This is a genomic window from Marinomonas sp. SBI8L (assembly GCF_001624705.1).
Taxonomy (GTDB): domain Bacteria; phylum Pseudomonadota; class Gammaproteobacteria; order Pseudomonadales; family Marinomonadaceae; genus Marinomonas.
In genome coordinates, this window is the sequence record NZ_JSEO01000006.1 from 78,388 (window position 1) to 101,958 (window position 23,571).

The following is a 23,571-nucleotide window of genomic DNA, read 5'->3' on the forward strand; positions in this document are numbered from 1 at the left end:
CTCTAGCTAGTTTTGGCAGATACCCATTAGATATCCTGATAAATCCACATTAGCCCTTTTGTTAGGCCAATTGGAAAGGTTGAGTAATGGTCCGTACCTTGAACCACCTCACCTTTTAATTGCAAACTATGATATCCACGAGATTCTAAACGTTTTATAAAGCGTTTATGGCCATCTACCATATCGTTACGCATGCCATTTGCCATTGTTTCTAACGCACCAGTGGCCATAAACACTTTAGCGTTCAAGCTTGTATGCTGGCTCGCGTAGGTATTCTCAAGCACAAAAATCAAATCCTTTTTAAACCACAATGATGGACTAGTGAGCACATAGGCAGAGAACAGCTCAGGCTTTGTCACTAGCACCCAAGCAGCAAAAGAGCCACCTAAAGAGTGTCCCGCTAGCATTCGTTTATTTGTATCCGTACGATATTGACCTTCAATAAGAGGAAAAATTTCTTTCTGAATAAAATCTAAATAAGCAGGCGCGCCACCTGTCTTATAGTTCACCCAACTTTTATCTACTTCGGGCGTGAGATCACGCACTCGGCTAAATTGACCATTTTCTCCTTTAGCAAAAGAGATCCCTACCAAAATCGCCTTATCCATACTAGGAAAGTGCGTCACGCCAGAAGCAACCTTAAAGGTATGTGGTCCATCATTTAAATATAAAACAGGATAGCGTTTGGACTGGCTATTCTCGTCAAAATAGCCTCGTGGTAGCTTTATATAGAGTTCATAATCACGCCCTAACAGCTGAGATTCAATTGCTAAAATATGGCTATTCGTTAATTTGAAGGAGTTATTTAATTCGGGCTCAGTAAGCTCAATAGAGCCCGCTTTAAGGTTCAACGAGACGCTAAATAAAAGAGATAAGAGTAGAGCTTTCATCATAGTGCTTTGTTTACCATTCCTTTGTGAAGTTTTAAAGTTCCATTTACATCATATAAAACATCTTGAGCACTCTAACTATAAAGATTGCGATTAATCTTTCTTCTCAATGCTGATAGCAATATTTTTACTCGAACCTGCAAACCACTTTTGTACATAAATAGAGCCTACAATGGGCGCTTTCCCTTCCTCTGGTACTTCTTTATAACGGACACTATTTTTGGTTTCTTTTTCAAATTCAAAATTAACGACAGTGCTAGACATAAAGTTTCCTTATATAATTTTTCGGTTTGAGTTTTCTGCCCTCTTAAAATCGCTATATTATTCAGCAAGACAGGAGCAAATTAAGTCAATAGTTCATAAGATAACTATTTGACTCTTATAAGAAAAGTAACAATAACAACAAACCTATTATTTGTTTAAAATAGACTAATCAGCTTAAACAGATTTAAAGATGGATTACTCAATGTCAATATCTAAACAGCCTTCAAAACTCAGCTTGCCGCAGGTTAACCCTGGTGTGACGACTGTTTTAGAATATCTGATTATTAAATTCTCCTTTATAGATGCCACTATTTGGCGACAACGTATGCTTGATGGCAAGGTACATTGGCACGATGGCTCATTAATCACAGTCGACTCGGCTTTTCTGCCCCAACAACGGGTTTACTATTACAGAGAAGTTGAAAACGAACCTCAGATCCCCTTTGAAGAAACGATTCTATTTCAAGACCAAGATATTTTAGTGGCTTATAAGCCTCATTTTTTACCTGTGACACCTGGAGGGGTTTATGTGAATGAGTGTTTGCAAAACCGCTTGAGACGTCGCACAGGCATTGAGTCACTCCAGGCATTACATAGATTAGACAGGGTCACTGCTGGGTTAGTCATTTTTTCGGTTAATCCTGAAACGAGCCAAGGTTATCATGAGTTATTCGAAACAAGGCAGATAGACAAAACCTATCAAGCCATTGCCAAGATAGACGCAAATGAAAGTCTTATCGATCAAGAATGGCAGGTAAAAAACCGCATTGTGAAAAGCAAACCTAGCTTTCGCATGCAAATTTTAGAAGGTAGCGAAAACAGCAAACAAGCTAATAGCCATTCTATTATTCGTTGTACTCAACAAGCTGATGAATTGGCTTTATTCGAATTAAAGCCCGTCACAGGTAAAACCCATCAATTACGTCTTCATATGCAGTCATTAGGCTGGCCGATTTTAAATGATAAATACTACCCAGAATTAGAACCTCAATCTGCCGATAACTATCAAGCCCCATTACAGCTTCTCGCGAAAGAGCTTGAGTTTATCGACCCAATATCTCAGCAGCCAAGACACTTTATTTATGAAGGAAACCTAACGTTAAGTCACAAATAACGCTTTAGCTTTGACCTACAATATTATAAAAAACTGGCTCAACAGTTTCATACATATCCATCAACTTAGCAGGGATAGGTTCTCCAGGCCTTGCTGGCCCTAAAATCTCAAACAGCTCACTAATATGGGCATCCAAAGCCTCTTGGTTTTCCCACTGTTCGTATAAAACAAAGTCTGTTGGAATATCTCGATTTTGATTAAATATGTAAGAAGCACATCCCTTTTTGGTCGTTTTCTCGGTTAATAAACGAATCATTTCAAGAAATTCTTCCAATTTTTGTTCTTTTACTTTTGCATGAAGCATGACAGTAAGCATTTATGCATAACTCCCTTTATTGGTTTGCTTTTTATGAGTGGCTGTATCGAACCAGACTCTAATTTACATACTGGCTAACAAAACGGTTTAGCTCAGATACGGTTTTGATTATATGCACGGTTTGATGACTAGACCTTGCCTTAAGAGTCTCTAAGAAATCGTTATTCCAAAACTTTGGACACAAGCGTAATGTTTTATAGCTTTGTATTGAGCCCTTTATGACTGAACTACCCTCAGGCCAGCCTTCAGGTTTCACTACGACACCTTTAATCATCCGCTTTGTCACAAACCAGTAACTAGATAAATATGGAAGGTCGATATAAACCAAGGTATCTGCTGCATCTAAACGCTGTTTAAATGCGCCCATTGGGCCAAAACCATCTATTATCCAAGTTTCAGATGAGAGTATCTCATCATGGGTTTTATCAAAGGTTTCACGCTCAATCATGTCACCGTTTTTTTGATAAAGGATTGAATCTAGTTGATACAAAGGGATGCTCGTCGCTAAGGCTAGAGACTTGCTTAAACGTGATTTACCACTTCCGGGCTTTCCAAATACGGCTATTTTTTTCATGTTAATTCCTACAAAAGAGATTAATCCCATGAGGTAGAAACAAAAAACCCACCTCATGAGGTGGGTTTGATAAGTTATATGCATCAAGTATCCACCATTCCTAAGGAATGGCAATAATTCGTACCTGCTGCATATCAAGATTCATTTTCATCAGTTCATATTTATATATTAGAAATTCCTTGTCAATAGCCATTGGTAACACATTCTCTTTGAAGTTCGAAGAATCAAAAATCACCAAGTTTTATCTAAATCAGCGGCATAAAGACGTATGGCTTTTTGATAATCCTTAATTGTATTTGCATTTATGGTATTGATTAACAGTTCAAGTAATAATGAAACAGCTTCTTTATGTCGCCCAAGATTATAAAGACACATGGCATAAAAAGGCTTGACTTCAATTGCTTCTGGAAAGGAAATAAGCGTTTTGTCAAAGTAACCAAGCGCTAGTTCATAATCCCCTAAACTACGATAGGTACTGGCTAGACCAAACATTGTTTCAAAGCGCTCTTCAGAAGAAATAGGTCCCTTTAATGCCAACTTATAATGTTTTATTGCCTCTGTTTCCTTCCCTTCATTATCAAACGTCCATGCAATATGAAGGTTTGCTTTTGCTGCATAAGCCTTATCTTGAAGCATTTTTTTGAGCAATATACGTGATTCTTCATACTTACCCTCACCTCTTAAGGCAATAGATTGCTTGATAATCTGTTCCATAAAAATTAGATCCCTGATACTTACTTGAGTAACAATTTAAAAAATTAATAATGCCCTTTAATTCGCTCGACTAAAAAATCTACCGCTACTTTAATTTTAGGCACCTTATAGCGCTGTTTTTGATATAGGAGATAAATCGCCAGCCCTGGTTTTTGGGTAATGCTCACTTGAGGTTGAATATCTAGCTCAACCAGTTCCCCTCTTTCTACGTAAGGTTTTAAGATCCAACGAGGCATCATAACGATACCTTTCCCTTGTACCGCTTTATCAAGTAACCATTCATCCGCATTGCTGATTACCACAGCAGGAGCAGACACATCACGCCATTGCCCATCAATTTCACATAACCAAGGATGAGGGCCAGATGGCATGCGGTAGTAGATCCCCTTATGTTGAGGAAGCTCTAAAGCAGATTTTGGCGTTCCCATTTGCGCTAAGTAGTCAGGTGATGCAACAGGGTAAAAGGTGTTATCAATCAAAGGTAAAGCCACGACTCGCTCATTAGGTGCATGACCGCCACGTATTGCTATATCAACTTCATCGTAACTTAAGCTTGCGAGCTCATCACTTAAACTTACGTCTAAAATTAAATCAGGATACATCTCACTTAATTCATCTAATAGAGGCAGCAGAATACGCTCACCCACACCCGGCATAGCGCTAATCGTAAGCTTACCGCTTGGCACAGTCTGATAACTTCTCACTACCTCATTACTTTTCTCTAATTGATTAAGCACTTCGCTGACTTGCAGATAATACTCACGGCCCACCTCAGTTGGCTGAACCACGCGCGTTGTGCGCTTTAACAATGTTGCCCCTAGGCTTTCTTCTAGATCTGAAATACGACGAGACAAGGAAGAAGACGGCACAGAAAAAAACGCTGCGGCTTTACTAAAATTGCCTAACTCAACAATTTTAACAAAGTATTTTAATGCCCTGAGTTGATCCATTTGTTTTACACCTAAGTTATTTTCTCATCAATTAATGTCTTTTAGACAATAAAGAAAGCTATTTTAGACCATATATCTATCAAAAATTATAACTTAGCATACCTCTATTGCTTCAACATTGCTTTGTTTTAGAAAAGTGATGAATACAAAAATGACTCTTTAGGATAACTATTATGACTAGCTATAAAGCGATAAATCTTAACAAACACCATGTTACAGGCCCGATTACCCCAGACTTTTTCCAAGCAGTGCAACTAGAAAAGCCAGCTGTAAAAGAAGGTGAATTACTGGTTAAGCAAAACCACATGTCACTGGACCCAGCCATGTTTGGTTGGATGAACGCTGATACGGGAAGCTATATTCCTCCAGTTGAACTTGGCACAGTCATGCGCAGCTTTGGCATTGGTGAAGTGATTGAATCTAACCACCCAGATTTTAATATAGGTGATCGAGTAACAGGCATGATGGGATGGCAAGAGCTCTACTTAAGCAATGGAGAAGGACTAGATAAGGTTGATGCCCCTCTTCCTGATGCAGATGTGCTCTCTCTCTTCGCCCTTCCAGGCTTAACAGCGACACAAGGGCTATTTAATGTGGGTCAACCTAAAGCGGGTGAAACACTTGTGGTAACGGGTGCAGCAGGCTCTGTTGGCTCTATTGTTGGTCAACTTGCTAAGGCAGATGGATTAAATGTTATTGGCATTGTGGGAAGCGATGATAAGGCAGACTGGATAGTTAATGAACTTGGCTTTGATGGCGCGATTAACTACAAATCTGATGACCTTGATGCACAACTAGCAAAATTAGCACCTAAAGGCATTGATCTATTCTTTGAGAATACAGGCGGTCCAATCCAACACCATATTTACAATAGAATGAATGAACATGGTCGTATTATTGTCTGTGGTTTGATTGCAGATTATGAAGCGGGTGAACCACAAGCCGCTCCAAGCTGGTCAAATATCATCAAGAAGCGATTAAGAGTCGAAGGTTTTGTCATGACAGACCACTTCCAAAATGCACCTGCTCTGTTAGAAAAGTTCGCCCCTTATGTTATGGAAGGCAAAATCAAGCACAGGTCACATGTATTAGAAGGGCTAGAGTCAGCAATGACAGGACTAAACCTTTTCACAACAGGTGAAAACAAAGGCAAGTTGATTGTCCGCTTATAATTGATAATTACATGCTCAGGTAATATTTAGTCAAATATTGCCTGAGTTTTTTATCATAGTTTTCAATTGATTATCATCGAGCCTTTCTAACTCAAGAAAAGCTAAAAATGGGTCTCCTTTTAAACCTAGTATATGAGCAAAAGCAGGCTCAGTTTTTAAGCCTGAAACCTTAAGGTTTTTAACTTGTTGCCTTAAACCTTCTCCACCGACTTTTAAACAACGATCCATCATAACTAAATGTCGATACGCAGATTGCTTTTCAGTATTAAGCCTTAAGCCAAAAATTTCGACCTCAATATCATCAATAAAAAAAGACGTTACGACCTCCTCATAATTCGACAACCTCTCCCATTGTTTATAACCAGAGCAGCTTCCATACCTATCATTTAGGATATTTTTGAAGATATTTAGGTCATTATGCTGACAAATAATGTCTAAATCAGAACCTACGATATCAAGGTCTACACAAACCGTACTGACTAAAATAGGGTTAAAAGCAGACAGGGATTCAAGAACTTTATACTCCTTTAGCAACATAAAAGCCTGACGCTGGCTTTTCGTTCCGCTTTCAAGATAAGCGATATCTTTCCAATTATTAATCTGCATACGTTTTAATACTCATTACCTTATGATTTGGCTCACTCTCAGTATCCACTTCACACCAACCTATATCCTGATATAGCTGAGGCACATTCGTATAAGCATATAAGTATGCTTGCTTAAACAAACAGGCCTTATTCACTCCCGCTCGAATAAGGGCTTTAGCCAAACCTTTACCTCGCTGTTCTGGTTTAACAAATACCGCGTTAATCCAGATAACCTCAGCTTCACGATTTGGTTCTTTGAATCGAGAAAAAGCCAAGCCACCAACTAATTCATTATCCAATGTTGCAACAATGACGGCTGGCAAATTTGAACTCTGATTATAGTCATTGTTAAGTTGAAAATCGGCCCATTCAGACTGAAATAGACTCTCTACTTCATCTAAATAAAGAGAATTTTTCTCTATCTCTCTAATTTCAAACTTCTCTCTTTGAGTCATATACTTTCTACTTAAGTCGTTGAATAGGACGAGTTGTTTCACTCTTGCTATAGCAGTCTTTTAAGATGCTTATTACGCAATAAAGACAAACACACTAACCAATAAGAAAACTATCCAAGATAAGTGTTTGCCTTTAGAAGCGAAAAGAGCCACTAAGCTGTGCGCTAAAAATGTCACACTAATTATCTCATTAATAGTTAGAAGGTGGTTATCTGGGTTAGCAAGATAAACAAGTATCGCAGCAAACCCAAACCAGGCCAGTGTCGTTAGATGCCAAGCAAATCTCAGAGTACTTTTAGTGAAACCGGTACCACCAAATAACTTGGGGAGATTATCTCTTTTGAACAAACGTTGCAGTATGTATTTTTCACCTAAAAATGAATGAACACATCCAATGAAAACCAATAAAAAAGCACTTATGTAGAGCATATTTCGTCCTTAATCTAAGCCGTCGTTCGCAGGTTAAGCATTAAAGTTTATTAATATTAACACAGTTAATATTAATAAATCTAAGTGATTTCTGCGAGGACATATAAGAAATGAACAACCGTCTAGATAGGCAAATGTGTAGCGGCTAATTTTTAAACTATGAGGTTAAAACTAAAACTGAACATTTAAAACCACTTTAGAAAAAGTGGTTTTAAATGATGGTTTGGGAGAGTAGCTAAGTCGCTGAAGTTGGTTCGTTAGCTAACAAAGCCTTCGCTTTTGCTTCTTCTTTCCTACCCGCGAGCCTATTTAGGTGCAATCCAGAAAGCGTCAACGCAATACCTGTAATAGAACCAATAAAGGCTAAAGATCCAAACCAAATTAAGCCGACTAAGGTTAAGGTATCTTTCTTAATCTCTTTATAATGGGTCACGTTATCAACATAAGAGGCCATACGATAAATCTGGTTCGATAGAGCAAGTGTATTGGTTTCGCTCTCTACAACACGAATATCAAAACGTAATTGATTATTCTCTTTTTTAAGGTCATTGATGTAACGCTTTTGTTCAGCAAACGCTTTATTTATCGAGTTAAGCTGCTGGTTTAAACGACCCATAGCAGTATTCTTCTCTTTCTCTAACTTTTCCTTATGTGCCGATAAGCTAGAGTCACTGGCAGAAATCGCTTTAACATATCTATCATTAATGTAATCGATATTTTCTTGTTTTTGACTAATCATATCCTGCTTGAGGTTCAGCAAGTCAGCATAATAGCTATCCAAGAATTCAACAGATTTTACATCCAGTGTTTTCTCTTCCCCTGTGATAGTTTTATCATTGATATTGGCGAGTTGATCCTCGGCGTAACGTATTTTCTCATCGTATTCTCGCTTCACCTGGTTAGAAGTAAAAAAACTACTCTCTTCCACAGCAACGTCTTTCTCAGCTCTTAACAACTCAATTTTATCTAACAGTCGCGTTCTTTCTTGCTGCGCGAGATTAACGGAGTCTTGAGATCGTGTCAGAACCGTTTGAAAACGCTCTTCCTTTTTCTCTGATAACTCTTTTAATAAATCAGATTTTTCGACTTTAAGCTGAATCAACTCTTCTCGCGCGGTATCAAGTTGAATCTTAAGGCCTGAAGCTTCTTTTGAGAGATTTTTATTCGTTTGAGCAGCAGACGCAAACTTCTCGTCGAAATTTTTAGCAATCACATCCCTGCTCACATTAATGCTCTGTGTTTTCGATTGATAATCTTCTAAGGCCAAAAGAATGTTTTCTTCATTAACCTGAATCTTATTTTCAATTTCACCAATTGAGATTTCGTTTAAATTGATTTGATTGTTAATTGATGAAAACGCCCTTTCAAATCCATTTAATAGGGTTTCAAAGGTAATAATACAAAGAAAACTAATGATAATAAGGTACATCAAAAAAGATTTCTTAGCGTTCCACAAACCAATCACAAATGGAATTTTGGTCAGCTCAACCAGCGATATCATCACAAAGGGTGCAGATAAGGTAAGTTTACTTACCAGATTATCGCCATCGACAAGAAGAGATACCGAAATACAAAGGCCTATAAAAACAACAATTAGCTCAACTATCCAAGCGATCTTACGCAGAAAGCGGCTGTGTTTATAAAGGGTTTTAATATCGTTATCGAGGGAGGCGTTAAGATTACTCATGCAGTTAATGACTACCTTGTAAATTAAGAGCGATTAATAAGAAATTGGGCGCATGAATAATAATTGGCTTGTCATGTCAGAATGGCTAAACACTGATCAGAAAAGTAAGAATCCAGTGTTATCAAAGATAAGCCAAGCTTGGCTCCAGTCCGATTTTGATAACATTGAGGCGCACGACATTATGTGAGCCTTCATGATATGGGTCAAGATATGAACCTGTAATAAATTTTACAAATTATTATCGATATGTAAATGATATGTTATTAATCTTGCTATGAATTATTAGATTGGCAGTTATTTACCTTCAGACCTAATCTGGCAAACATTTATCTATTTATGCTACTTTTGCCCGATATGGTTAGATAACATCACTAATAGTTTAAATATGTTGTGTAATCTCACACCCAAACGTAATGGCTTTTTATTCTCTTTAATATTTATTGCGGCTTTAATTACGGAGATTTTGGCGTAAATATTTTCGAACATTCTTTGCGTATCCCAGCCATGATATCGCTCTAACTGTTTAACACCTCTTGTACTTTCAGAGCCAATTTTTGAACGCTTTAGCGCATTAAAATTAAAACCTTCAGCCAAAGCATGCCTAAATGCAGAATCCTTTAACTGGGGAATAAGCTGAAGATAACCAGATTCAGTTTCAACATATAAGCGAATTAGCTCTATATTTTCCTGTAGTTCCATTGCAAGGGTTCTTTTGAGTCCGCGATTACCCGCAATCCATTTGTATAAAGAGCTACTTATCTTTTCAGCACTATTCATTGCTACGAACGCGTCTTTTACTACCACTCTTCCCCCTGTCATCCATTAATCAATTTAGCTACTAATTTACTAACTTAAGTAAAAGCAAATTATTAGGCGACTTAAGCCCATTTAGTTGAATCTGGCAACTTGTATCCAAGCCCATAAATATGGCGTATTAATTGACCTTCATGCATGGTTTCATGCTCCAACAAGCTAACTAAAAGCTCATCTCTGGCTTGTGTCCAGTTATCAACGGCTTTTATAGATTGTTCGAATAGCATCTTAGAGGAATTTAATGCATTAATAATCTCTTCTAGATTTTCATCACTCTCTAATGAACAAGAAAAACCATCCCAGACACCTTTGCAAAGTGAGCAAGAATAGCTTTCTCTAGCACCAACAATACACCACATATGCTCACCAACCGACTTGCTTTTAGCAATGTCTAACTGCTGTGTTAGCAATTTAGTCTCTATACTTTCAACGATATCTAAAATTGACTTAAAACGTGATTCAATATTCTTTATAACGATATTTCTCATTGTCTATCATTCCTTGGATTTAATTAAGACATCTACTGAACCTAGCTCTCTTCGTTACTAAACCTATCATTTCCTCATAACGAGAGTCGGAATATTTTAAAATAGGAAGTAAGGTAATAAATTTAAGAGCAGACAAATGATGCTTACTCTTTAATAGTGTTCTCTTGTTGAGAGTCTAAATAACATACCGCTTGTAACTTGTTTCCGTCTGGATCACGCACATAAGCCGCATAATAATTTGGACCATAGTCCTCTCTAATTCCAGGAGCACCTTCATCAGAGCCACCATTAGCAATCGCTTCCTTATAAAAAATATTAACCACTTCTTTGGAAACGGCCTGAAAGGCCACATGAGTACCATTTCCCCAAGTAGCAGGTTGTCCATCATAAGGTTTATACAAATACACATGCGGCATGGCGCCTTTAACCGCATACAGAGGCGGCTTACCTTTAGGCTTTGGGATACGGCTAAAACCTAAGGGTCTTAGAGCTGCATCATAAAATATAATAGCTCTTTCATAATCATTCGTACCCAATGTAATGTGGCTGATGATTGCTTCCAAAATACTATCCTTTTGTTTTTTAAGCCTGCTAGCATAGCACTGCCTGTACACCTGATTCATTTGATGACGAATTATCTTAATCACCTATCCGATCAAGCTGTGAGCAATTCATCTCTTATTACCTATTAATATGTACTTCAAAAAAACACAAATAAAAACGATTATCATTTGCGCCTTTGAAATAAAAATGAGAACATAATGTTATAACATAACATTATGAGGTAAAGATGAAACCGAATATCCACCCTAAGTATCAGAAAGTAGTTTTCCACGACACGGTGGCAGATACCTATTTTGTCATTGGCTCAACGATTAAAACCGAGCGAACTATTGAATATCAAGGCAGCACTTACCCTTACGTCACTATTGATGTTTCTAGCGTCTCACACCCTTTTTACACAGGTGAGCAACGTGCTACACAGAAAGATGGCCGAATTTCTAGGTTCAAGAATCGTTTTGGTAATATAAGAGGTAGATCGTGAAAGTATTAAGCTCTCTAAAGAGCGCAAAGAAACGCCATCCAGATTGCCAGGTCGTAAAACGTCGCGGCCGCACATTTGTAATATGTAAATCAAATCCTAGATTTAAAGCAGTACAAGGAACAAGTAAGAAGAAGCGTTAATCACGTTGTGGTTAAAATCAAAAGGATAAGTGCCTCAATATTAAGGCGCTTATCCTGCAATTTAGAGACAGAAATAAACTTAATTAACAGCAATATCTCTAACAATATTATTTGGTGAGATTCCCCACCATAATGTACTGAGGGCCAGCTTCACCGCCTAGGTATTGCTCACCCGTTTCTTCAAATCCCCCTTTTAGATAGCACATCTTTGCACCAGGGTTCTTACAATTTACAGTGAGATATATGAGATCAAAACCTGAGTAGCTTTGTTTTAAATAAGGAAATAATGCTTTTACAGCGCCAGTACCTATCCCCTTCCCTTGCTGATTCACATCGACAACAAAAGCTCTTAACCCCAATGCATTTTGTTGGCAGAAGGGGTAATTATCAGAATAAGCAGTATCTATTTTAAAAAAACCAACCAGCACACCATCATGTTTAATGACATGTAAATGTATCGAGTCACTGCCATCTTCAAGAAATTCTTCTGCCGTACCTGCAAATTTCACTTGCTCATCCGCCAAACTCACCTTTTTAACATCCTCAAGGTGAGATTCATTTAATTTCTCAATTGTTATCATTCCGCTTCCTTACTATTCAAAATTATATAGAGATTGATAATTAACGGTAACAGTTTCAAATCTTTATTTGTCGAATTGACTTAAGCGCTTTCTATTGAGCACTTCTTAAATATAATTTAGAGGTGATAAATGCCGCGACCAAGGTTTCAACTAAAGCAAGTGGCAAAACAATAAGCAGATAGCTCCAGCTTGAAAGGCCCATATTTGCTAAACCTACCCAAAATAGTAAAAAGAAAAAGCACCAAGACATGAAACCACTGATTAAAATTGACTTAATATTGTTTCCAAAGGCTTTAGCGCAAAGCCAAAAGAGAAAGACATATAAGGCAGTTAGTAAGGTATCCCATACGCCCCAGATTGCAAAAATACCCCAATTCATATCTGCAACATTTGGCACGACCGATAAGTAATCATGCATCTCTGGTCTAACGAGCACAAAGTATCTAAATACTTCTGATGCATTTACCCATAAACTCACTAAGATAGTAATGACAATAAAGTCCTTAGTATTGAAATGTTTTTCCATCTAATATTAATCCTAATCACATTTTTTGGTTTAAATAAGACCTTGCTAAATTGAATAAATTCATTCTCCCTAATGTATTTATTCTAAGGTTTAATGTTTAAACAAAAACCTGCTTTGAAGGCCAAATTATTTACTCACCTTCATGACACACCATTTCAATATTGTGTCCATCAGGGCCAATCACAAACGCAGCGTAATATTGGCCGCTATAATTAGGTCGTATACCTGGTGCGCCATTATCTTTAGCGCCCGCTTCTAATGCTAAGCGATGAAAGTCGTCAACTTGATTTCGGTTCACAGCGACAAACGCCAAGTGTAAGTGCGAAGGTACCTCTTCTACTAGGCGAATACATAATGAAGACTTTCCGTCTGTACTGATTTCAATGCCCAGCGATCCTTCAGAAACATACTCTAAACCAATAGGCTCTAATACCTTAAGATAAAAGCTTTTGCTTACTTCATAATTACTCGCACTGATTACAACATGGTCAAACATATTGCCTCTTAAAGGGTCTTTGCTTTGTAACAGGTTTATTGGTCATCAGTCATCATCTTGCATAGGTATGGTGTGCTTACCTGAATCAAGTCCTGCTAACCTCTCAGCGATGTTTGCTTTATCTTCATCCGATATAGAAATAGACTCGTCAGATGGATCAAAAAAGTGTTTATCTGTTGAAGCATCAAATTTTATTTTTCCAAGTATGTCGCCATTCGTATTAATGCAATCTAATTCTTGCTGGATTGGCCAAAAAAGCACCATCTAAAACCTCTTTTAAAACGTGTCTTAAAGTAAAAATAATCCCAGATAATATTCGACTCTAAGACACAATACAATTTATCAAGATTGTCGTTATTATTAGTTATGACTATTTATATATGTTTGTTCTAATGCTTTTTTTAAATTAACAACGGCACCTTATTTAACAGAAATCATACTTAAGAAGAACAACTAAGGTGAGACACACCGCCTAACGCAAAGAATTGCGGCGGCTTCAATCGGTAATATTTATCCTCTACTTCCTGTGATTGTTCTGCATAAGGTTGCGTCATCACTTCCTGCAACTCATGAATGAGGCTGTAATCACCTATTGCAGCTTGCTGATAAGCAGGCACAACTAACCACTCTCTCAAAATGTATTTGGGGTTAACTAACTTCATTTGAGTAGAAATCGCTTCAAGAGAGTTTGAAGACGCAGAGTTAGCATCAAGAGAATGATTGAGTAGTGCTTGCCATTTAGCTAGCCACTTAGTCCAACGCTCTTCCATCTCTAAGCTTTCTTTATCTTGCGTTGCACCAGTGTAAAAACTCTTCTTAAGTGGGCTAATATCCTCAGGAATAGATGAAAGCTCACGGAAGAAAATAGTGTAATCAACTGGCGTTTGCACCATAAGAATCTGCACTTCGTTAAGCACTTCTCTAAACTCTTTTTTAAGCTTTGCTTTAGACTCATCTTTAACGTCTTCTTCCATCTCTATCGATAGAGACCCAAGACCCAGCTTACTCGCCCACATTCTTTCCATCTGCGTTTGTATTTCTGCTGGAAAGCTCGTTTCGATGTCATTAAGCGTTTGCAAAAACTCAGGATGTGTTTCAAGCAAAGGCCTTAACGCCGAGCAAAAAGAGCCAAAATTTTTCTGAGCTGCATTAGTTTGATTCATAAAGGAGAAATGTTGCCCTCCTCCAGTCCAAGGCTGGTAATACGGGTGGAACACATCGCAAAAACCAAAGGGGCCATAATCAAGGGTAAAGCCACCAGCAGCACAATTATCACTGTTAAAATTACCCTGACAAAAGCCAACACGAATCCAGTTTGCAATTAAAGACATTAGACGTGTACGAAACTCACGAGCAAGTGTGACAACTTTTTCAGGGGTTGAGAGTTGCTTATCAATAACATCCGCGTACTCACGATCAATCAAATGTAATACGATTTTTTCAAGCTCTTGCAATGCCTGTGGATGCTCGTCTGCACGAGCACGACGAGCAAAAAGCTCAAGCTGCCCTACTCGTAAAAATGAAGGCGCGACTCGTGTCGAAATCGCAACCGCTTCAGAGACAAGTCTATCTGGATCTTCTGAACGTGAACCTTCTGAATACCAAGGCCTATCAACCTTTTCTGATTTAGAGACATAAAAGCTTAAAGAACGAGATGTGGGGACACCCAAAGCATGCATATTTTCTTGCGCTAAAAACTCACGAACGCTAGAACGTAAAACCGCACGTCCATCTGCCCCACGACAATAGGGTGTCGGGCCACCACCCTTTAACTGCATTTCCCAACGTTTGCCATTAATCACAGCTTCAAGCACAGATACCGCCCTACCATCACCATATCCGTTACCCGTACGAAACGGACACTGCTGAGTGTATTCAGTGCCATAAATAGAAAGTGCGTAACCCGTCGCCCAACCAAACTTTTTCATCGGTTCAGGCACTTGAGACATATCACCAGAGAACATCCCCATAAAAGCAGGGTCTTGAGCTAGAGTGTCAGCAAAACCAAGTTCTGAGAAAAACTGCTTACTGTGCCCTATATATTCTGGATCTTGAATGGGTGTCGGTTTAACCGGGACATAATGCCCTGAAAAGACTTGGCGCGGATAATGGTCATCCCCTGTTTCAGTTGCTTCTGGGTCACAATTAAGTGAATCCATCAGTGAATAATCTGCTAACTTGGCAAGGTCCCCAAGTGTTGAAATAGATATAGAGGAATCAAGTGTCGAATCAGCCGCTGTATTAGCTGAAGAGTTGGTCTGAGGCTGTCGGTTTGTCATAGTGTTGATACCAAGGCTCGTATACTAGCATTTCAAGATAATAAATTTTTATAACGAGTATCTTACCTTGTTATTGATATCAATTTTTAGTTTTGTGCGTTTATTTTCTTTCTATCAGTCATTCCCTATTAAGATGGAATAAGCAGCGAAAAAGCGTTCAGAAGTATTTCTTATAAATGTTTTTGATAGAATATCTTATCGACGCCCGCTTTTGGGTAATCAGTAAATCGACCAACTTCTTGAAATCCAGCCGATTCATAAAACTCGGGCGCTTGAAACGAATAGGTATCTAAAAACATATTAATCGCACCTCGCTTTATCGCTTCTTGCTCCATCAACTTAAGCACCTGTGTGCCATAACCTAAACCCCGTAAAGGTTCTGATAACCAAAAGTATTTCAGGTGAAAAGCAGTAAAGATTAGCTTACCAACCGCGCCTCCTAATACACCTCCATCCTCATTTCGATAAAAGTAACCTAACGAGGTTTCATCAAGATCAGGAAAGTAGGGTTCGTTGAAAGCTGATAAGCCGTTATAAATATCAGAGATCTCCTTATCAGAAGGCGATACGATCAAATCTATCTTCATTTATTCTCACACTAATACAGAAAATGCTTTTAGAAAAATGGATACTTATTGCTCCCCAAAGGCGTCAGTATCATTCATAGTCATTACACGGGACGCAGCGCTTGAACAAAGAGTCAGGCCGACTCATACACCTTAGGCTGATGTAACTCCATAAAGGTATCTGGCGATGCTAATGCTTTAAAGCCAAACTGTTCATATAAACCGTGAGCATCACGTGTGGCTAAGGCCATACGGCGTAAGCCTTGTAGTTGAGGATGCGCTAAAATCTGTTGCATTAAGCGCTTACTCAAACCCTTACCTCGATGCTCATCTAAAATAAATACGTCCGCCAAATAGGCAAAAGTAGCTGAATCCGTCACCATTCTAGCAAAGCCGATTTGATTCCCAGACTCAGTAAATACACCAAAACACAGTGAATTTCGCACTGCCTTTTTCATCGTTTCTAAAGGAATGTTTTTAGCCCAATAGGAGTTTGAAATATATTTATGAATAACGGATAAGTCCATATCTGTATATTCACTGCTGATTCTATAACCTTCCACAACCTACTTCCTTCATTCAAATTGAGATTCTAATAATAGCGCTACTCTACACTCATTATTAAATGGTTCAAACTAGGCATGAAAGAAACAACAACCCGCTATTCTGTAATATTATCGATGAAGGATTTATTAACCATCACACACAACCTTCAATGTATTTTATTGCTGAATTAGTCCCTAATCTAAAAGATGTGACGATATCATCAAAGGTTTCAAAGATGACTCCATTTCCATTAGATAAACTCACCTCAATATATTCACCTCTTTCAAAGTCATAAGGATGAGCACTAATCTTTGGATTTTTATAAGCGGACAATATGTCGTTTTTAGATGACCCGACGGTAACACCTCTTTGTGTAAGCACTAAATTTGATCGAACCTCAATTCTTACAACAACCTCTGATAAAATCATAAAAATAGGAAGATCAGCATTTTGCGTCGGGTATAGGTGATAACAGTCAATGTCTTCAGTTTCAAATTCTAATTGAGAAGCGATTTTATCAGACTCATAGTCCTTAAGCGTATGAATAGCCTCAGCAACCGGCATTCCAATATTTACCCCGCTAAAAGAATCATCAGATAAAGACATAGCATGAGAAAAGTTGCTGATTAAAAACATTGTTATTAGAAACTTACGCATAGTTTTCCTTGTAACATTACGAGTACAGGCACTTTATCAAAGCAGCCTCTTTAAAAGAGATCAAACCTAATATTAACTAAATAAGATCCACGTTCTAAATTGAAGAGTTTAATATTGTGGAAAAAAAGCACTCTATTTAGCGAATAAAGTCAGCGTCTAATTGTAGATAAAACCACGTACTCGCCATGATGTAAAAGTTGATTAAGCGGCTGTTTAATAAATTCTTCCACCATCTTATTCGTATCTGACTTAGAGATTAACTCGGCATTAACCGTCGAAAGAAAAGAGCTCATATCCTGGCTAGCAAGGGTAAACTTAAGGGGCTCCCCTACTGCTTTTAAATAAAACGGAAGCAGGCGTCGCATATTATTTTTGCTTGAATGAGGCGGCTCTAGGCTGGTAAAACAAAACATGCACGCTTTTTGCGTTAACTTTGCCATAGACTCAAACAGCAAACGTATATCGCTTTCACTCAGATACATGAGTACACCTTCAGCAATGAAGAGTGTATTTAATTCAGGATCAAAATCAGAGTATTGGCTCAGCTCCGTTTGCAAATTCTGATGACTAAAATCCACTTCAAGAAAGTGAAAATTCTCTGAGTCCACAGTATTTACTAATGCCGTTTGCTTATATTGACTGGTGCTTGGGTGATCTATCTCGATAAAGTTAATCTGTTTATATTTGCTGTGTAATTGCCACAATAAACAATCAAAACCAGCACCTAGATTCACAATCTGAGTGTAGCCATCAGCAATGGCCTGTTCAGTAATTTGCTCAATTTTGGACTTTCTTAAAGCATAATGAAGTCTAATCCCCGGCAATAAAGCCCACTCTTGCACATCTGCGATTCTATGATACAAAGCACTATTGCACTGAGTCAGCCGCTTAGCGCCTTCTTGCGACATAGCTAGGATCTTTTGGGCGTTTATGCGTGTTTCTTCACTCACTAGATACTTATGATTGGAATACAACCCCACATAGAGTAAACCTTGCAAAACAGTAAACGCTTTTGAACTAACAGATTTTTCACTCATTACTTTACATACCTAAAGTGAACAGATTATTTTTTGGAGTGGGTATGGTCCAATTGCTCAGTCAACTCCATTCCCAGATGACGATATAGCTTTCTAAAACCCACAGGCATACGTTCAGCCATATCAGAGACCCTGCAATAAAAAGGCGCTCTCATCCCATGATACTGTATTTTCGGACCAACTTGCTGAAGAGAAAACCCAAGCAGACTCAGCTTTTTAGCTAACTTAGGCTCCATCATGACAAAAATATGATCGATATTATTCATTCGACAAATATTACCTGCCGATAAATACAAACCAACGGCAATTAACGGAAAAGTACGCATTTCTTTTTCTGTAAATTTATTAACATCGATACCTGTGTCAGTGGCTAAGCCTTGGTATTTATCGTGTTTTCTGCGACGAAACCTAGGGTTAACCGCCAATCTAGAGACTTCACCTAATTGATCACGCGGAAAGTCGCTAGGCTTAATGTCGCACTGTTCTAATAGTTCTTTGCAATGAACCTCAATTGGCAGTAAATCCGATTCATCTTTTGAATGTACAATACGCACAGTACCAGCACAGTCATGGCTGGAGGTATGCTGAATAAGACAATGATAAGCGTGATGATCCATCTCATCTCTTTCTGTCTTATCAGATTCCAAAGGAAGGAAGTTCATTTCTTCACAATACACCAAATGGCGAAGCTGCTGGCTCACCGCTAACTCGTCACTATCTTGGACAGCAACAGGGGCTAAGTATTGATTAAAATGCTGTGACAGTTGATCCGATTTATAAGCCACAACAGCTTTTTTAACTGACTCAACTAAAGGCTTCATGAAGGAGGAACGAGCTACTTTTTTTACCAATTTAATAGTCATCGGTACCTACTATCTATTCTTATAATTTTAATTAGACAATCATAATAAAAGAATATATCACACCAACTGAATAAGACTCACTTCGATTTGATTAATATTTTATATTTGAAGAACTGAAGTGCCTATTAAGTTCAGAGCCTAATTTAGAATGTTACACCTATGCTTTAAACAAGGTTTTAAACAAGAGATGCCTACAACTTGCTTCCATATAGCCCTCTAAAGAATATCCAAATTATATAAATGGAGCTCGGCTTGTTCTAAAACTTCCGCCTTATCTTGGTCTGATTTCTTTCGCCAATTTGCGTAAACCATGTTGGTACGCGGGTTTCGAGCAAATGCTTCTTGATGACGGTCCATAAAATGCCAATACATTGCATTTAATGGACAGGCGTCCTCGCCAACTGTTTTACTCACCTTGTAATGGCAGTCGCCGCAATAATCACTCATTTTATTAATGTAATTTCCACTGGCAGCATAGGCTTTAGAGCCAACAATGCCACCATCAGCAAATTGGCTCATGCCTCGGGTGTTAGGCATTTCCACCCATTCGATAGCATCAATATATATCCCTAAATACCAGTTATCGACCTGATCTGTCGTAATACCAGCAATCAAACAAAAATTACCAGTGACCATCAAGCGCTGAATATGATGAGCATAAGCGAAGGTTAGCGATTGATTGATCGCATGTTGCATACAGGACATGCGTGTATCACCTGTCCAAAACCATTTAGGCAAAGAACGATTCGCATTAAGATGATTGTGCTTTGAGTATTCAGGCATATTGGCCCAATAAATACCTCGCACAAACTCTCGCCACCCTAAAATTTGTCTGACAAAGCCTTCAATTTGAGCAAGGCTAATTAAGTTATGATTTTGTTGAAAGTAAACGATGGCCGTATCAATCACATGTTTAGGGCTTATTAACTTGCTATTTAGCGCAAAAGAGAGCCTCGAATGATATAAGCTCCAACCCTTATCTTCGCCTAAAAAGCTCAATTTACCTGTCATGGCGTCCTGAAATTTACCGAAATTTGGTAAACAGTACTGACAAAAAAAGTGAAGAAGTTCGACGGCTTGTAACCGTGTGACAGGCCATAATAAAGACTCTTCAACTTTCCCTATCGTCGGTATTTTATGGCGATTAATACGCTTTAAAATATCACTCACGTCATTGGCAAAGACCAGAGGTTCTGGAATATCGGCTAAATCCACTTTTTTAAGTTTATTGCGGTTATCTTGATCAAAGTTCCATTGTTGACCAAGGGGTTCCCCTGCTTCCATTAACACATCAAATTTGGTTCTAAGTTTTCGATAAAAGCTTTCTAACCTATGGCGTTTTTCCGACGAAAAGTAATTCGATAATGCTTTATCTTCTATGAAGAAATGCTCACTTTCATGGTGAGTTACTGTTACTTCCTGCTTAAGTGACTGCTGGTGAAGTGACAGCTTCTGCTGATGCGAAAGCGTTTTTGAGAAATCAGCTAGCTGCTGACGTAAACGGTACTCATCAGGTAATTGATATTCAAATCGTGCAATTTCATGTTTGGATATCAGTTCATATAATAAACTAGGTAAATCAGGATAATGAGCCGTATCATCAAGGGTTAAATATTCGACTTGATGCCCTGCTTGACTCAGCGCTTTAGCAAAAGCTTCCATGGCGGCAAAAAAAGCACATATCTTTTGTACATGATGTGTCGTGTATGTGGCTTCTTGGTACAACTCCGCAACCACATACAAGGTATCGTCATCTTTATCACTAAACCAAGAATGACTGGCATTGAGTTGATCACCTAAAATCAGACGTAGACGCTTATTATGATTCATTTTTATCTTAACCTTCTGTTGGCTTAGAACACCTGCTGGCTTAGAACACTTGCTGACTTAGAACACCTGCTGACTTAGAGCACCTTTCTATCAGACATCATTACTTTCGATTAACAAGTGTCTTTCATTGCGACAGCGCTTAGAGCAATACTTGACCTGCTCCCAATCCTTTTGCCACTTTTTTCGCCAGCTAAATGGACGTTTACAAGACTGACAAGTTTTTTGAGGTAAATGCGCTTTACGGTGCTTCATATGGATCAGATTTGTTATTTGTCTATAGATTAATGCATACAAACCAGTACGCATTTTTTCCTTGTTTAGTTCACTCATCAATCCAGGCATCGCTTATGAGCAAGATGGCGGAGTGCTTTCTGGCTTCATCCCTGTTGAAGAGCGTATCTAAGTATGGGGGTCGCTCGATACTCGTTGGCCAGTGGTGCACACCAAAGACCTTGCCAAGGCCTACCGACTGGTTTTAGAACAAGGAAAATCAGACAGTGCTTACAATGTTTGCAGCGAACAAGGCGTAACGGTAGGAGACATTGCCATGGCTCGTTCCAAGAAATTCAATCTCATTAAACCTCTCCGTGCTTTATCCAGAAAAGACGTACTTTCAGAAGAAGGAGATTGGGCGCTTGGCCCTATGCTCAATCAATGTATGAGCGCTGAGAAAATCATAAACGAGCTAGGCTGGCACCCTGATTACACTAGCATTGTTAACATGGCAGCTGAATAAGGTTTGTTACTTTGCGGATTTAGCAAATTGAAACTTTTCCTGCTTTTTAAACTTGGTCGATAAGGTGTGATTGCCTCTTTGCTTAGGATGGCTTCAAAGGTGAAAGGAAACCAGTACTTATTTGATAAGACCTATATTTGATAAGACCTAAAACGAGCCTAGCATCCCGTACTCTAAATAGAAGTGCACCACCTATAATTATTTTTAATTAAGTTGAGGTGGATTATGAAGAAGAAATACACGCATTTAACTTTATTTGAAAGAAGACGATTATTCATTTGGTATCATTATGAAAAACGCTCAATTAGAGAGATTGGAAGGCTTTTAGGTCGCTCACATTCAACCATAAGTAGAGAAGTCAGAAGAAACAAATCATATTATTATGTCCCTACTTATTACCCTAATCCTGCCCATACAGACTATCGCAGCAGAATGAGAAAGCGTGTTCAAAGACTTAAATTAAATAACCCAGAGCTTCTCAACTATGTTGTACAAAAACTAAAACGAGGCTGGACACCTCAAATCATCTCAGGCCGGATCAAATTAACAGGTGAGGTGGGATATATTTGTCATGAGTCCATATATCAATACATTTACAAATATGCTCCAGAACTCATTAAGTACCTGCCTAGAAAGCATAAACGTCGTCGTAAGAAGCGCCCAGCCAGAAGGTATATTAGCAAAACAAGCCTTAAAACAAGCATTTTAGATAGACCTATAGAGGTGAATGAGCGCTTAAGTTTTGGTCACTGGGAAAGTGACTCTATAGAGTCGAAAGGACGTAAATTAGCATTAAATGTTGTTGTAGAAAGAGTCACACGGCTTACGCATATTACTAAATTAAGCTCGAAAAAAGCTGTAATCACCAAAAATGCACTGATCAAAAAGCTATCAAAACATCCAAAAGAGTCTGTACGTTCCATCACTTATGATAATGGCACTGAGAATGCTAGTCATATAAAAGTAAACGAGCACCTAGGCTGTGAATCTTATTTTTGTCAGCCCTATCATAGCTGGGAAAAAGGAGCTGTTGAACAAGTTAACAGCCTAATCAGACGATATCTGCCAAAGGGTACAGACTTCAGTGAAGTATCAGATAAAGCTATTTTAGCAATTGAAATTTCCATAAACACAAGACCAAGAAAGTGCCTTAGTTTTAAGACACCTATTGAAAGCTATAATGAAAGGTGTGGTGCACTTCTATATTGAACCTGGGCATGGGTCGTTTTTAGAGTTAGGTTGGGTGTCCCGTTAGTATGTTTCCCGTTAGTATGTTTAGAAGCAATATAACCTGATATTGCCACTCAGTTGCTATCTCTTCATATTCTTCAGTGACTTCAACTTCCATGCTTACCTCGAATGACTTTTAACGCCTTTAGCAGCGGCGAACGTAGTGAGTCCAGCCCACGTCCCTTTGTGGGCAACGCTGGCTAAACTTGTTAAATGATTTAGCCGATAACAACGGCTACTCCAAATGTAATTACGGTAGCAAAAATTAAAGGCAGTAGACTCAATTGAGCCTGCTTAGTTTTAATCTTTTTAGCTATTAAAGTTGTAGCCAATATCAATTGAGCGACCAATATTGGTGATGTAAAAACCAATATATAAAAGTAGCCCTCTAAGCCTTCGTAATAGCCAGTTTTACCAAATTCAATTGCATAGTCTGCAATGACAAAGTACCCATAAATGACAATTGCAGTAACAAGCACTGCTAGTATCCAGTTAATTGTAACAAGTTTATTATTCATGAGCATTTAACGCCTAAATAACAGGCTAAGTAATTGTTGGCTAAAATGTGAAACGAAGTGGAACGCAG

Annotated in this window: 32 protein-coding genes; 6 read left to right on the forward strand and 26 right to left on the reverse strand. The window is 38.4% G+C overall.

Translation table 11 applies throughout. The features are described 5' to 3' along the window. Positions 1 to 26: 26 nt before the first annotated feature. Both OA91_RS10585 and OA91_RS24425 read right to left on the reverse strand, forming a co-directional pair. Positions 27 to 893: an alpha/beta hydrolase gene (locus OA91_RS10585; protein ID WP_197477789.1), complete on the reverse strand. Its 867-nt coding sequence runs from the start codon at positions 891 to 893 to the stop codon at positions 27 to 29. A 90-nt stretch (positions 894 to 983) separates the two neighbouring features. Beyond that, positions 984 to 1,154, reverse strand: coding sequence for a hypothetical protein (locus OA91_RS24425; RefSeq protein WP_197477790.1), 171 nt, complete (start codon positions 1,152 to 1,154; stop codon positions 984 to 986). A gap of 202 nt (positions 1,155 to 1,356) precedes the next feature. Here OA91_RS24425 and OA91_RS10590 point away from each other — a divergent pair, with 202 nt between their 5' ends. Continuing rightward, the gene (locus OA91_RS10590; protein ID WP_063338197.1) at positions 1,357 to 2,268 is read left to right on the forward strand and encodes a pseudouridine synthase; all 912 of its coding nucleotides are present in this window, start codon (positions 1,357 to 1,359) and stop codon (positions 2,266 to 2,268) included. A gap of 4 nt (positions 2,269 to 2,272) precedes the next feature. Here the strand turns inward: OA91_RS10590 and OA91_RS10595 are convergent, their stop codons facing one another. The 4 genes from OA91_RS10595 to OA91_RS10610 form a co-directional block, all read right to left on the reverse strand. Further along, complete coding sequence (locus tag OA91_RS10595) at positions 2,273 to 2,584, reverse strand: putative quinol monooxygenase (RefSeq protein WP_063338198.1); 312 nt, start codon at positions 2,582 to 2,584, stop codon at positions 2,273 to 2,275. A 58-nt stretch (positions 2,585 to 2,642) separates the two neighbouring features. Continuing rightward, entirely contained in the window at positions 2,643 to 3,158 is a 516-nt protein-coding gene (locus OA91_RS10600) for a hypothetical protein (RefSeq protein ID WP_063338199.1), read from the reverse strand. Positions 3,159 to 3,389: 231 nt separating this feature from the next. After that, a complete protein-coding gene (locus OA91_RS10605; RefSeq protein ID WP_063338200.1) occupies positions 3,390 to 3,872 on the reverse strand; it encodes a tetratricopeptide repeat protein in 483 nt (160 codons plus the stop codon). Positions 3,873 to 3,916: 44 nt separating this feature from the next. Then, on the reverse strand, positions 3,917 to 4,822 hold the full coding sequence (locus tag OA91_RS10610) for a LysR family transcriptional regulator (RefSeq protein ID WP_063338201.1): 906 nt from the start codon (positions 4,820 to 4,822) through the stop codon (positions 3,917 to 3,919). Positions 4,823 to 4,995: 173 nt separating this feature from the next. Here OA91_RS10610 and OA91_RS10615 point away from each other — a divergent pair, with 173 nt between their 5' ends. Then, a complete protein-coding gene (locus tag OA91_RS10615) occupies positions 4,996 to 5,994 on the forward strand; it encodes an NADP-dependent oxidoreductase (protein WP_063338202.1) in 999 nt (332 codons plus the stop codon). Between the two features lie 30 nt (positions 5,995 to 6,024). Here the strand turns inward: OA91_RS10615 and OA91_RS10620 are convergent, their stop codons facing one another. The 7 genes from OA91_RS10620 to OA91_RS10650 form a co-directional block, all read right to left on the reverse strand. Beyond that, the gene (locus OA91_RS10620; RefSeq protein ID WP_063338203.1) at positions 6,025 to 6,600 is read right to left on the reverse strand and encodes a DUF4269 domain-containing protein; all 576 of its coding nucleotides are present in this window, start codon (positions 6,598 to 6,600) and stop codon (positions 6,025 to 6,027) included. Beyond that, positions 6,590 to 7,036 (reverse strand): GNAT family N-acetyltransferase, encoded by a 447-nt coding sequence (locus OA91_RS10625; RefSeq protein WP_063338204.1) that lies wholly within the window; start codon positions 7,034 to 7,036, stop codon positions 6,590 to 6,592. Before OA91_RS10625 ends, OA91_RS10620 begins: the two co-directional genes overlap by 11 nt. A 72-nt stretch (positions 7,037 to 7,108) precedes the next feature. After that, a complete protein-coding gene (locus OA91_RS10630) occupies positions 7,109 to 7,465 on the reverse strand; it encodes a hypothetical protein (protein WP_063338205.1) in 357 nt (118 codons plus the stop codon). 235 nt (positions 7,466 to 7,700) lie between these two features. Beyond that, positions 7,701 to 9,152 (reverse strand): hypothetical protein, encoded by a 1,452-nt coding sequence (locus tag OA91_RS10635; protein ID WP_063338206.1) that lies wholly within the window; start codon positions 9,150 to 9,152, stop codon positions 7,701 to 7,703. A 339-nt stretch (positions 9,153 to 9,491) separates the two neighbouring features. After that, the gene (locus OA91_RS10640) at positions 9,492 to 9,956 is read right to left on the reverse strand and encodes a hypothetical protein (RefSeq protein WP_157203823.1); all 465 of its coding nucleotides are present in this window, start codon (positions 9,954 to 9,956) and stop codon (positions 9,492 to 9,494) included. Positions 9,957 to 10,030: 74 nt separating this feature from the next. Continuing rightward, on the reverse strand, positions 10,031 to 10,453 hold the full coding sequence (locus OA91_RS10645; RefSeq protein ID WP_063338208.1) for a hypothetical protein: 423 nt from the start codon (positions 10,451 to 10,453) through the stop codon (positions 10,031 to 10,033). Positions 10,454 to 10,596: 143 nt separating this feature from the next. Then, positions 10,597 to 11,016, reverse strand: coding sequence for a VOC family protein (locus tag OA91_RS10650; RefSeq protein ID WP_231870350.1), 420 nt, complete (start codon positions 11,014 to 11,016; stop codon positions 10,597 to 10,599). 227 nt (positions 11,017 to 11,243) lie between these two features. On the opposite strand from OA91_RS10650, the gene OA91_RS10655 reads away from it, so the two are divergent. Together OA91_RS10655 and ykgO are read left to right on the forward strand one after the other, a co-directional pair. Continuing rightward, a complete protein-coding gene (locus OA91_RS10655) occupies positions 11,244 to 11,498 on the forward strand; it encodes a type B 50S ribosomal protein L31 (protein ID WP_046018436.1) in 255 nt (84 codons plus the stop codon). Next, complete coding sequence (gene ykgO / locus OA91_RS24035; protein ID WP_009835815.1) at positions 11,495 to 11,638, forward strand: type B 50S ribosomal protein L36; 144 nt, start codon at positions 11,495 to 11,497, stop codon at positions 11,636 to 11,638. The genes OA91_RS10655 and ykgO overlap by 4 nt, the downstream gene beginning before the upstream one ends. Positions 11,639 to 11,745: 107 nt before the next feature. Here the strand turns inward: ykgO and OA91_RS10660 are convergent, their stop codons facing one another. The 12 genes from OA91_RS10660 to OA91_RS24800 all read right to left on the reverse strand — a co-directional run bounded on the left by OA91_RS10660 (position 11,746) and on the right by OA91_RS24800 (position 21,361). After that, positions 11,746 to 12,219 (reverse strand): GNAT family N-acetyltransferase, encoded by a 474-nt coding sequence (locus tag OA91_RS10660; protein WP_063338209.1) that lies wholly within the window; start codon positions 12,217 to 12,219, stop codon positions 11,746 to 11,748. A gap of 91 nt (positions 12,220 to 12,310) precedes the next feature. Then, entirely contained in the window at positions 12,311 to 12,745 is a 435-nt protein-coding gene (locus OA91_RS10665; protein ID WP_063338210.1) for a hypothetical protein, read from the reverse strand. 130 nt (positions 12,746 to 12,875) lie between these two features. After that, on the reverse strand, positions 12,876 to 13,241 hold the full coding sequence (locus OA91_RS10670; protein ID WP_063338211.1) for a VOC family protein: 366 nt from the start codon (positions 13,239 to 13,241) through the stop codon (positions 12,876 to 12,878). A 45-nt stretch (positions 13,242 to 13,286) separates the two neighbouring features. After that, a complete protein-coding gene (locus OA91_RS10675) occupies positions 13,287 to 13,505 on the reverse strand; it encodes a hypothetical protein (protein ID WP_063338212.1) in 219 nt (72 codons plus the stop codon). Between the two features lie 176 nt (positions 13,506 to 13,681). Beyond that, positions 13,682 to 15,520: a protein adenylyltransferase SelO gene (locus tag OA91_RS10680; RefSeq protein WP_063338213.1), complete on the reverse strand. Its 1,839-nt coding sequence runs from the start codon at positions 15,518 to 15,520 to the stop codon at positions 13,682 to 13,684. Positions 15,521 to 15,690: 170 nt separating this feature from the next. After that, a complete protein-coding gene (locus tag OA91_RS10685) occupies positions 15,691 to 16,107 on the reverse strand; it encodes a GNAT family N-acetyltransferase (protein WP_063338214.1) in 417 nt (138 codons plus the stop codon). Between the two features lie 113 nt (positions 16,108 to 16,220). After that, positions 16,221 to 16,649, reverse strand: coding sequence for a GNAT family N-acetyltransferase (locus OA91_RS10690; RefSeq protein ID WP_269447906.1), 429 nt, complete (start codon positions 16,647 to 16,649; stop codon positions 16,221 to 16,223). Between the two features lie 136 nt (positions 16,650 to 16,785). Continuing rightward, complete coding sequence (locus tag OA91_RS10695; RefSeq protein ID WP_063338215.1) at positions 16,786 to 17,289, reverse strand: hypothetical protein; 504 nt, start codon at positions 17,287 to 17,289, stop codon at positions 16,786 to 16,788. Positions 17,290 to 17,438: 149 nt separating this feature from the next. After that, positions 17,439 to 18,326 (reverse strand): class I SAM-dependent methyltransferase, encoded by an 888-nt coding sequence (locus OA91_RS10700; protein ID WP_063338216.1) that lies wholly within the window; start codon positions 18,324 to 18,326, stop codon positions 17,439 to 17,441. 26 nt (positions 18,327 to 18,352) lie between these two features. Further along, complete coding sequence (locus OA91_RS10705) at positions 18,353 to 19,189, reverse strand: PEP-CTERM/exosortase system-associated acyltransferase (RefSeq protein WP_082827885.1); 837 nt, start codon at positions 19,187 to 19,189, stop codon at positions 18,353 to 18,355. Positions 19,190 to 19,405: 216 nt separating this feature from the next. After that, positions 19,406 to 21,019: a cryptochrome/photolyase family protein gene (locus OA91_RS10710; RefSeq protein ID WP_063338217.1), complete on the reverse strand. Its 1,614-nt coding sequence runs from the start codon at positions 21,017 to 21,019 to the stop codon at positions 19,406 to 19,408. Positions 21,020 to 21,109: 90 nt separating this feature from the next. Beyond that, positions 21,110 to 21,361: a DUF2256 domain-containing protein gene (locus tag OA91_RS24800; RefSeq protein WP_331709779.1), complete on the reverse strand. Its 252-nt coding sequence runs from the start codon at positions 21,359 to 21,361 to the stop codon at positions 21,110 to 21,112. 94 nt (positions 21,362 to 21,455) lie between these two features. Here OA91_RS24800 and OA91_RS10720 point away from each other — a divergent pair, with 94 nt between their 5' ends. Both OA91_RS10720 and OA91_RS10725 read left to right on the forward strand, forming a co-directional pair. Continuing rightward, positions 21,456 to 21,755, forward strand: a complete 300-nt coding sequence (locus OA91_RS10720; RefSeq protein ID WP_157203824.1) for a hypothetical protein — start codon at positions 21,456 to 21,458, stop codon at positions 21,753 to 21,755. Between the two features lie 225 nt (positions 21,756 to 21,980). Next, positions 21,981 to 22,964, forward strand: a complete 984-nt coding sequence (locus OA91_RS10725) for an IS30 family transposase (protein ID WP_063338220.1) — start codon at positions 21,981 to 21,983, stop codon at positions 22,962 to 22,964. Between the two features lie 239 nt (positions 22,965 to 23,203). On the opposite strand, the gene OA91_RS10730 is transcribed toward OA91_RS10725, so the two are convergent. After that, complete coding sequence (locus OA91_RS10730; RefSeq protein WP_157203825.1) at positions 23,204 to 23,503, reverse strand: hypothetical protein; 300 nt, start codon at positions 23,501 to 23,503, stop codon at positions 23,204 to 23,206. Positions 23,504 to 23,571 lie beyond the last annotated feature (68 nt).

Coding starts and splice junctions, on each gene's coding strand:
- OA91_RS10585 (WP_197477789.1), bottom strand. CDS start 893: ATGATGAAAGCTCTACTCTTATCTCTTTTATTTAGCGTCTCGTTGAAC.
- OA91_RS24425 (WP_197477790.1), bottom strand. CDS start 1,154: ATGTCTAGCACTGTCGTTAATTTTGAATTTGAAAAAGAAACCAAAAAT.
- OA91_RS10590 (WP_063338197.1), top strand. CDS start 1,357: ATGTCAATATCTAAACAGCCTTCAAAACTCAGCTTGCCGCAGGTTAAC.
- OA91_RS10595 (WP_063338198.1), bottom strand. CDS start 2,584: ATGCTTACTGTCATGCTTCATGCAAAAGTAAAAGAACAAAAATTGGAA.
- OA91_RS10600 (WP_063338199.1), bottom strand. CDS start 3,158: ATGAAAAAAATAGCCGTATTTGGAAAGCCCGGAAGTGGTAAATCACGT.
- OA91_RS10605 (WP_063338200.1), bottom strand. CDS start 3,872: ATGGAACAGATTATCAAGCAATCTATTGCCTTAAGAGGTGAGGGTAAG.
- OA91_RS10610 (WP_063338201.1), bottom strand. CDS start 4,822: ATGGATCAACTCAGGGCATTAAAATACTTTGTTAAAATTGTTGAGTTA.
- OA91_RS10615 (WP_063338202.1), top strand. CDS start 4,996: ATGACTAGCTATAAAGCGATAAATCTTAACAAACACCATGTTACAGGC.
- OA91_RS10620 (WP_063338203.1), bottom strand. CDS start 6,600: ATGCAGATTAATAATTGGAAAGATATCGCTTATCTTGAAAGCGGAACG.
- OA91_RS10625 (WP_063338204.1), bottom strand. CDS start 7,036: ATGACTCAAAGAGAGAAGTTTGAAATTAGAGAGATAGAGAAAAATTCT.
- OA91_RS10630 (WP_063338205.1), bottom strand. CDS start 7,465: ATGCTCTACATAAGTGCTTTTTTATTGGTTTTCATTGGATGTGTTCAT.
- OA91_RS10635 (WP_063338206.1), bottom strand. CDS start 9,152: ATGAGTAATCTTAACGCCTCCCTCGATAACGATATTAAAACCCTTTAT.
- OA91_RS10645 (WP_063338208.1), bottom strand. CDS start 10,453: ATGAGAAATATCGTTATAAAGAATATTGAATCACGTTTTAAGTCAATT.
- OA91_RS10655 (WP_046018436.1), top strand. CDS start 11,244: ATGAAACCGAATATCCACCCTAAGTATCAGAAAGTAGTTTTCCACGAC.
- OA91_RS10660 (WP_063338209.1), bottom strand. CDS start 12,219: ATGATAACAATTGAGAAATTAAATGAATCTCACCTTGAGGATGTTAAA.
- OA91_RS10665 (WP_063338210.1), bottom strand. CDS start 12,745: ATGGAAAAACATTTCAATACTAAGGACTTTATTGTCATTACTATCTTA.
- OA91_RS10670 (WP_063338211.1), bottom strand. CDS start 13,241: ATGTTTGACCATGTTGTAATCAGTGCGAGTAATTATGAAGTAAGCAAA.
- OA91_RS10675 (WP_063338212.1), bottom strand. CDS start 13,505: ATGGTGCTTTTTTGGCCAATCCAGCAAGAATTAGATTGCATTAATACG.
- OA91_RS10680 (WP_063338213.1), bottom strand. CDS start 15,520: ATGACAAACCGACAGCCTCAGACCAACTCTTCAGCTAATACAGCGGCT.
- OA91_RS10685 (WP_063338214.1), bottom strand. CDS start 16,107: ATGAAGATAGATTTGATCGTATCGCCTTCTGATAAGGAGATCTCTGAT.
- OA91_RS10695 (WP_063338215.1), bottom strand. CDS start 17,289: ATGCGTAAGTTTCTAATAACAATGTTTTTAATCAGCAACTTTTCTCAT.
- OA91_RS10700 (WP_063338216.1), bottom strand. CDS start 18,326: ATGAGTGAAAAATCTGTTAGTTCAAAAGCGTTTACTGTTTTGCAAGGT.
- OA91_RS10705 (WP_082827885.1), bottom strand. CDS start 19,189: ATGACTATTAAATTGGTAAAAAAAGTAGCTCGTTCCTCCTTCATGAAG.
- OA91_RS10710 (WP_063338217.1), bottom strand. CDS start 21,019: ATGAATCATAATAAGCGTCTACGTCTGATTTTAGGTGATCAACTCAAT.
- OA91_RS24800 (WP_331709779.1), bottom strand. CDS start 21,361: ATGCCTGGATTGATGAGTGAACTAAACAAGGAAAAAATGCGTACTGGT.
- OA91_RS10725 (WP_063338220.1), top strand. CDS start 21,981: ATGAAGAAGAAATACACGCATTTAACTTTATTTGAAAGAAGACGATTA.
- OA91_RS10730 (WP_157203825.1), bottom strand. CDS start 23,503: ATGAATAATAAACTTGTTACAATTAACTGGATACTAGCAGTGCTTGTT.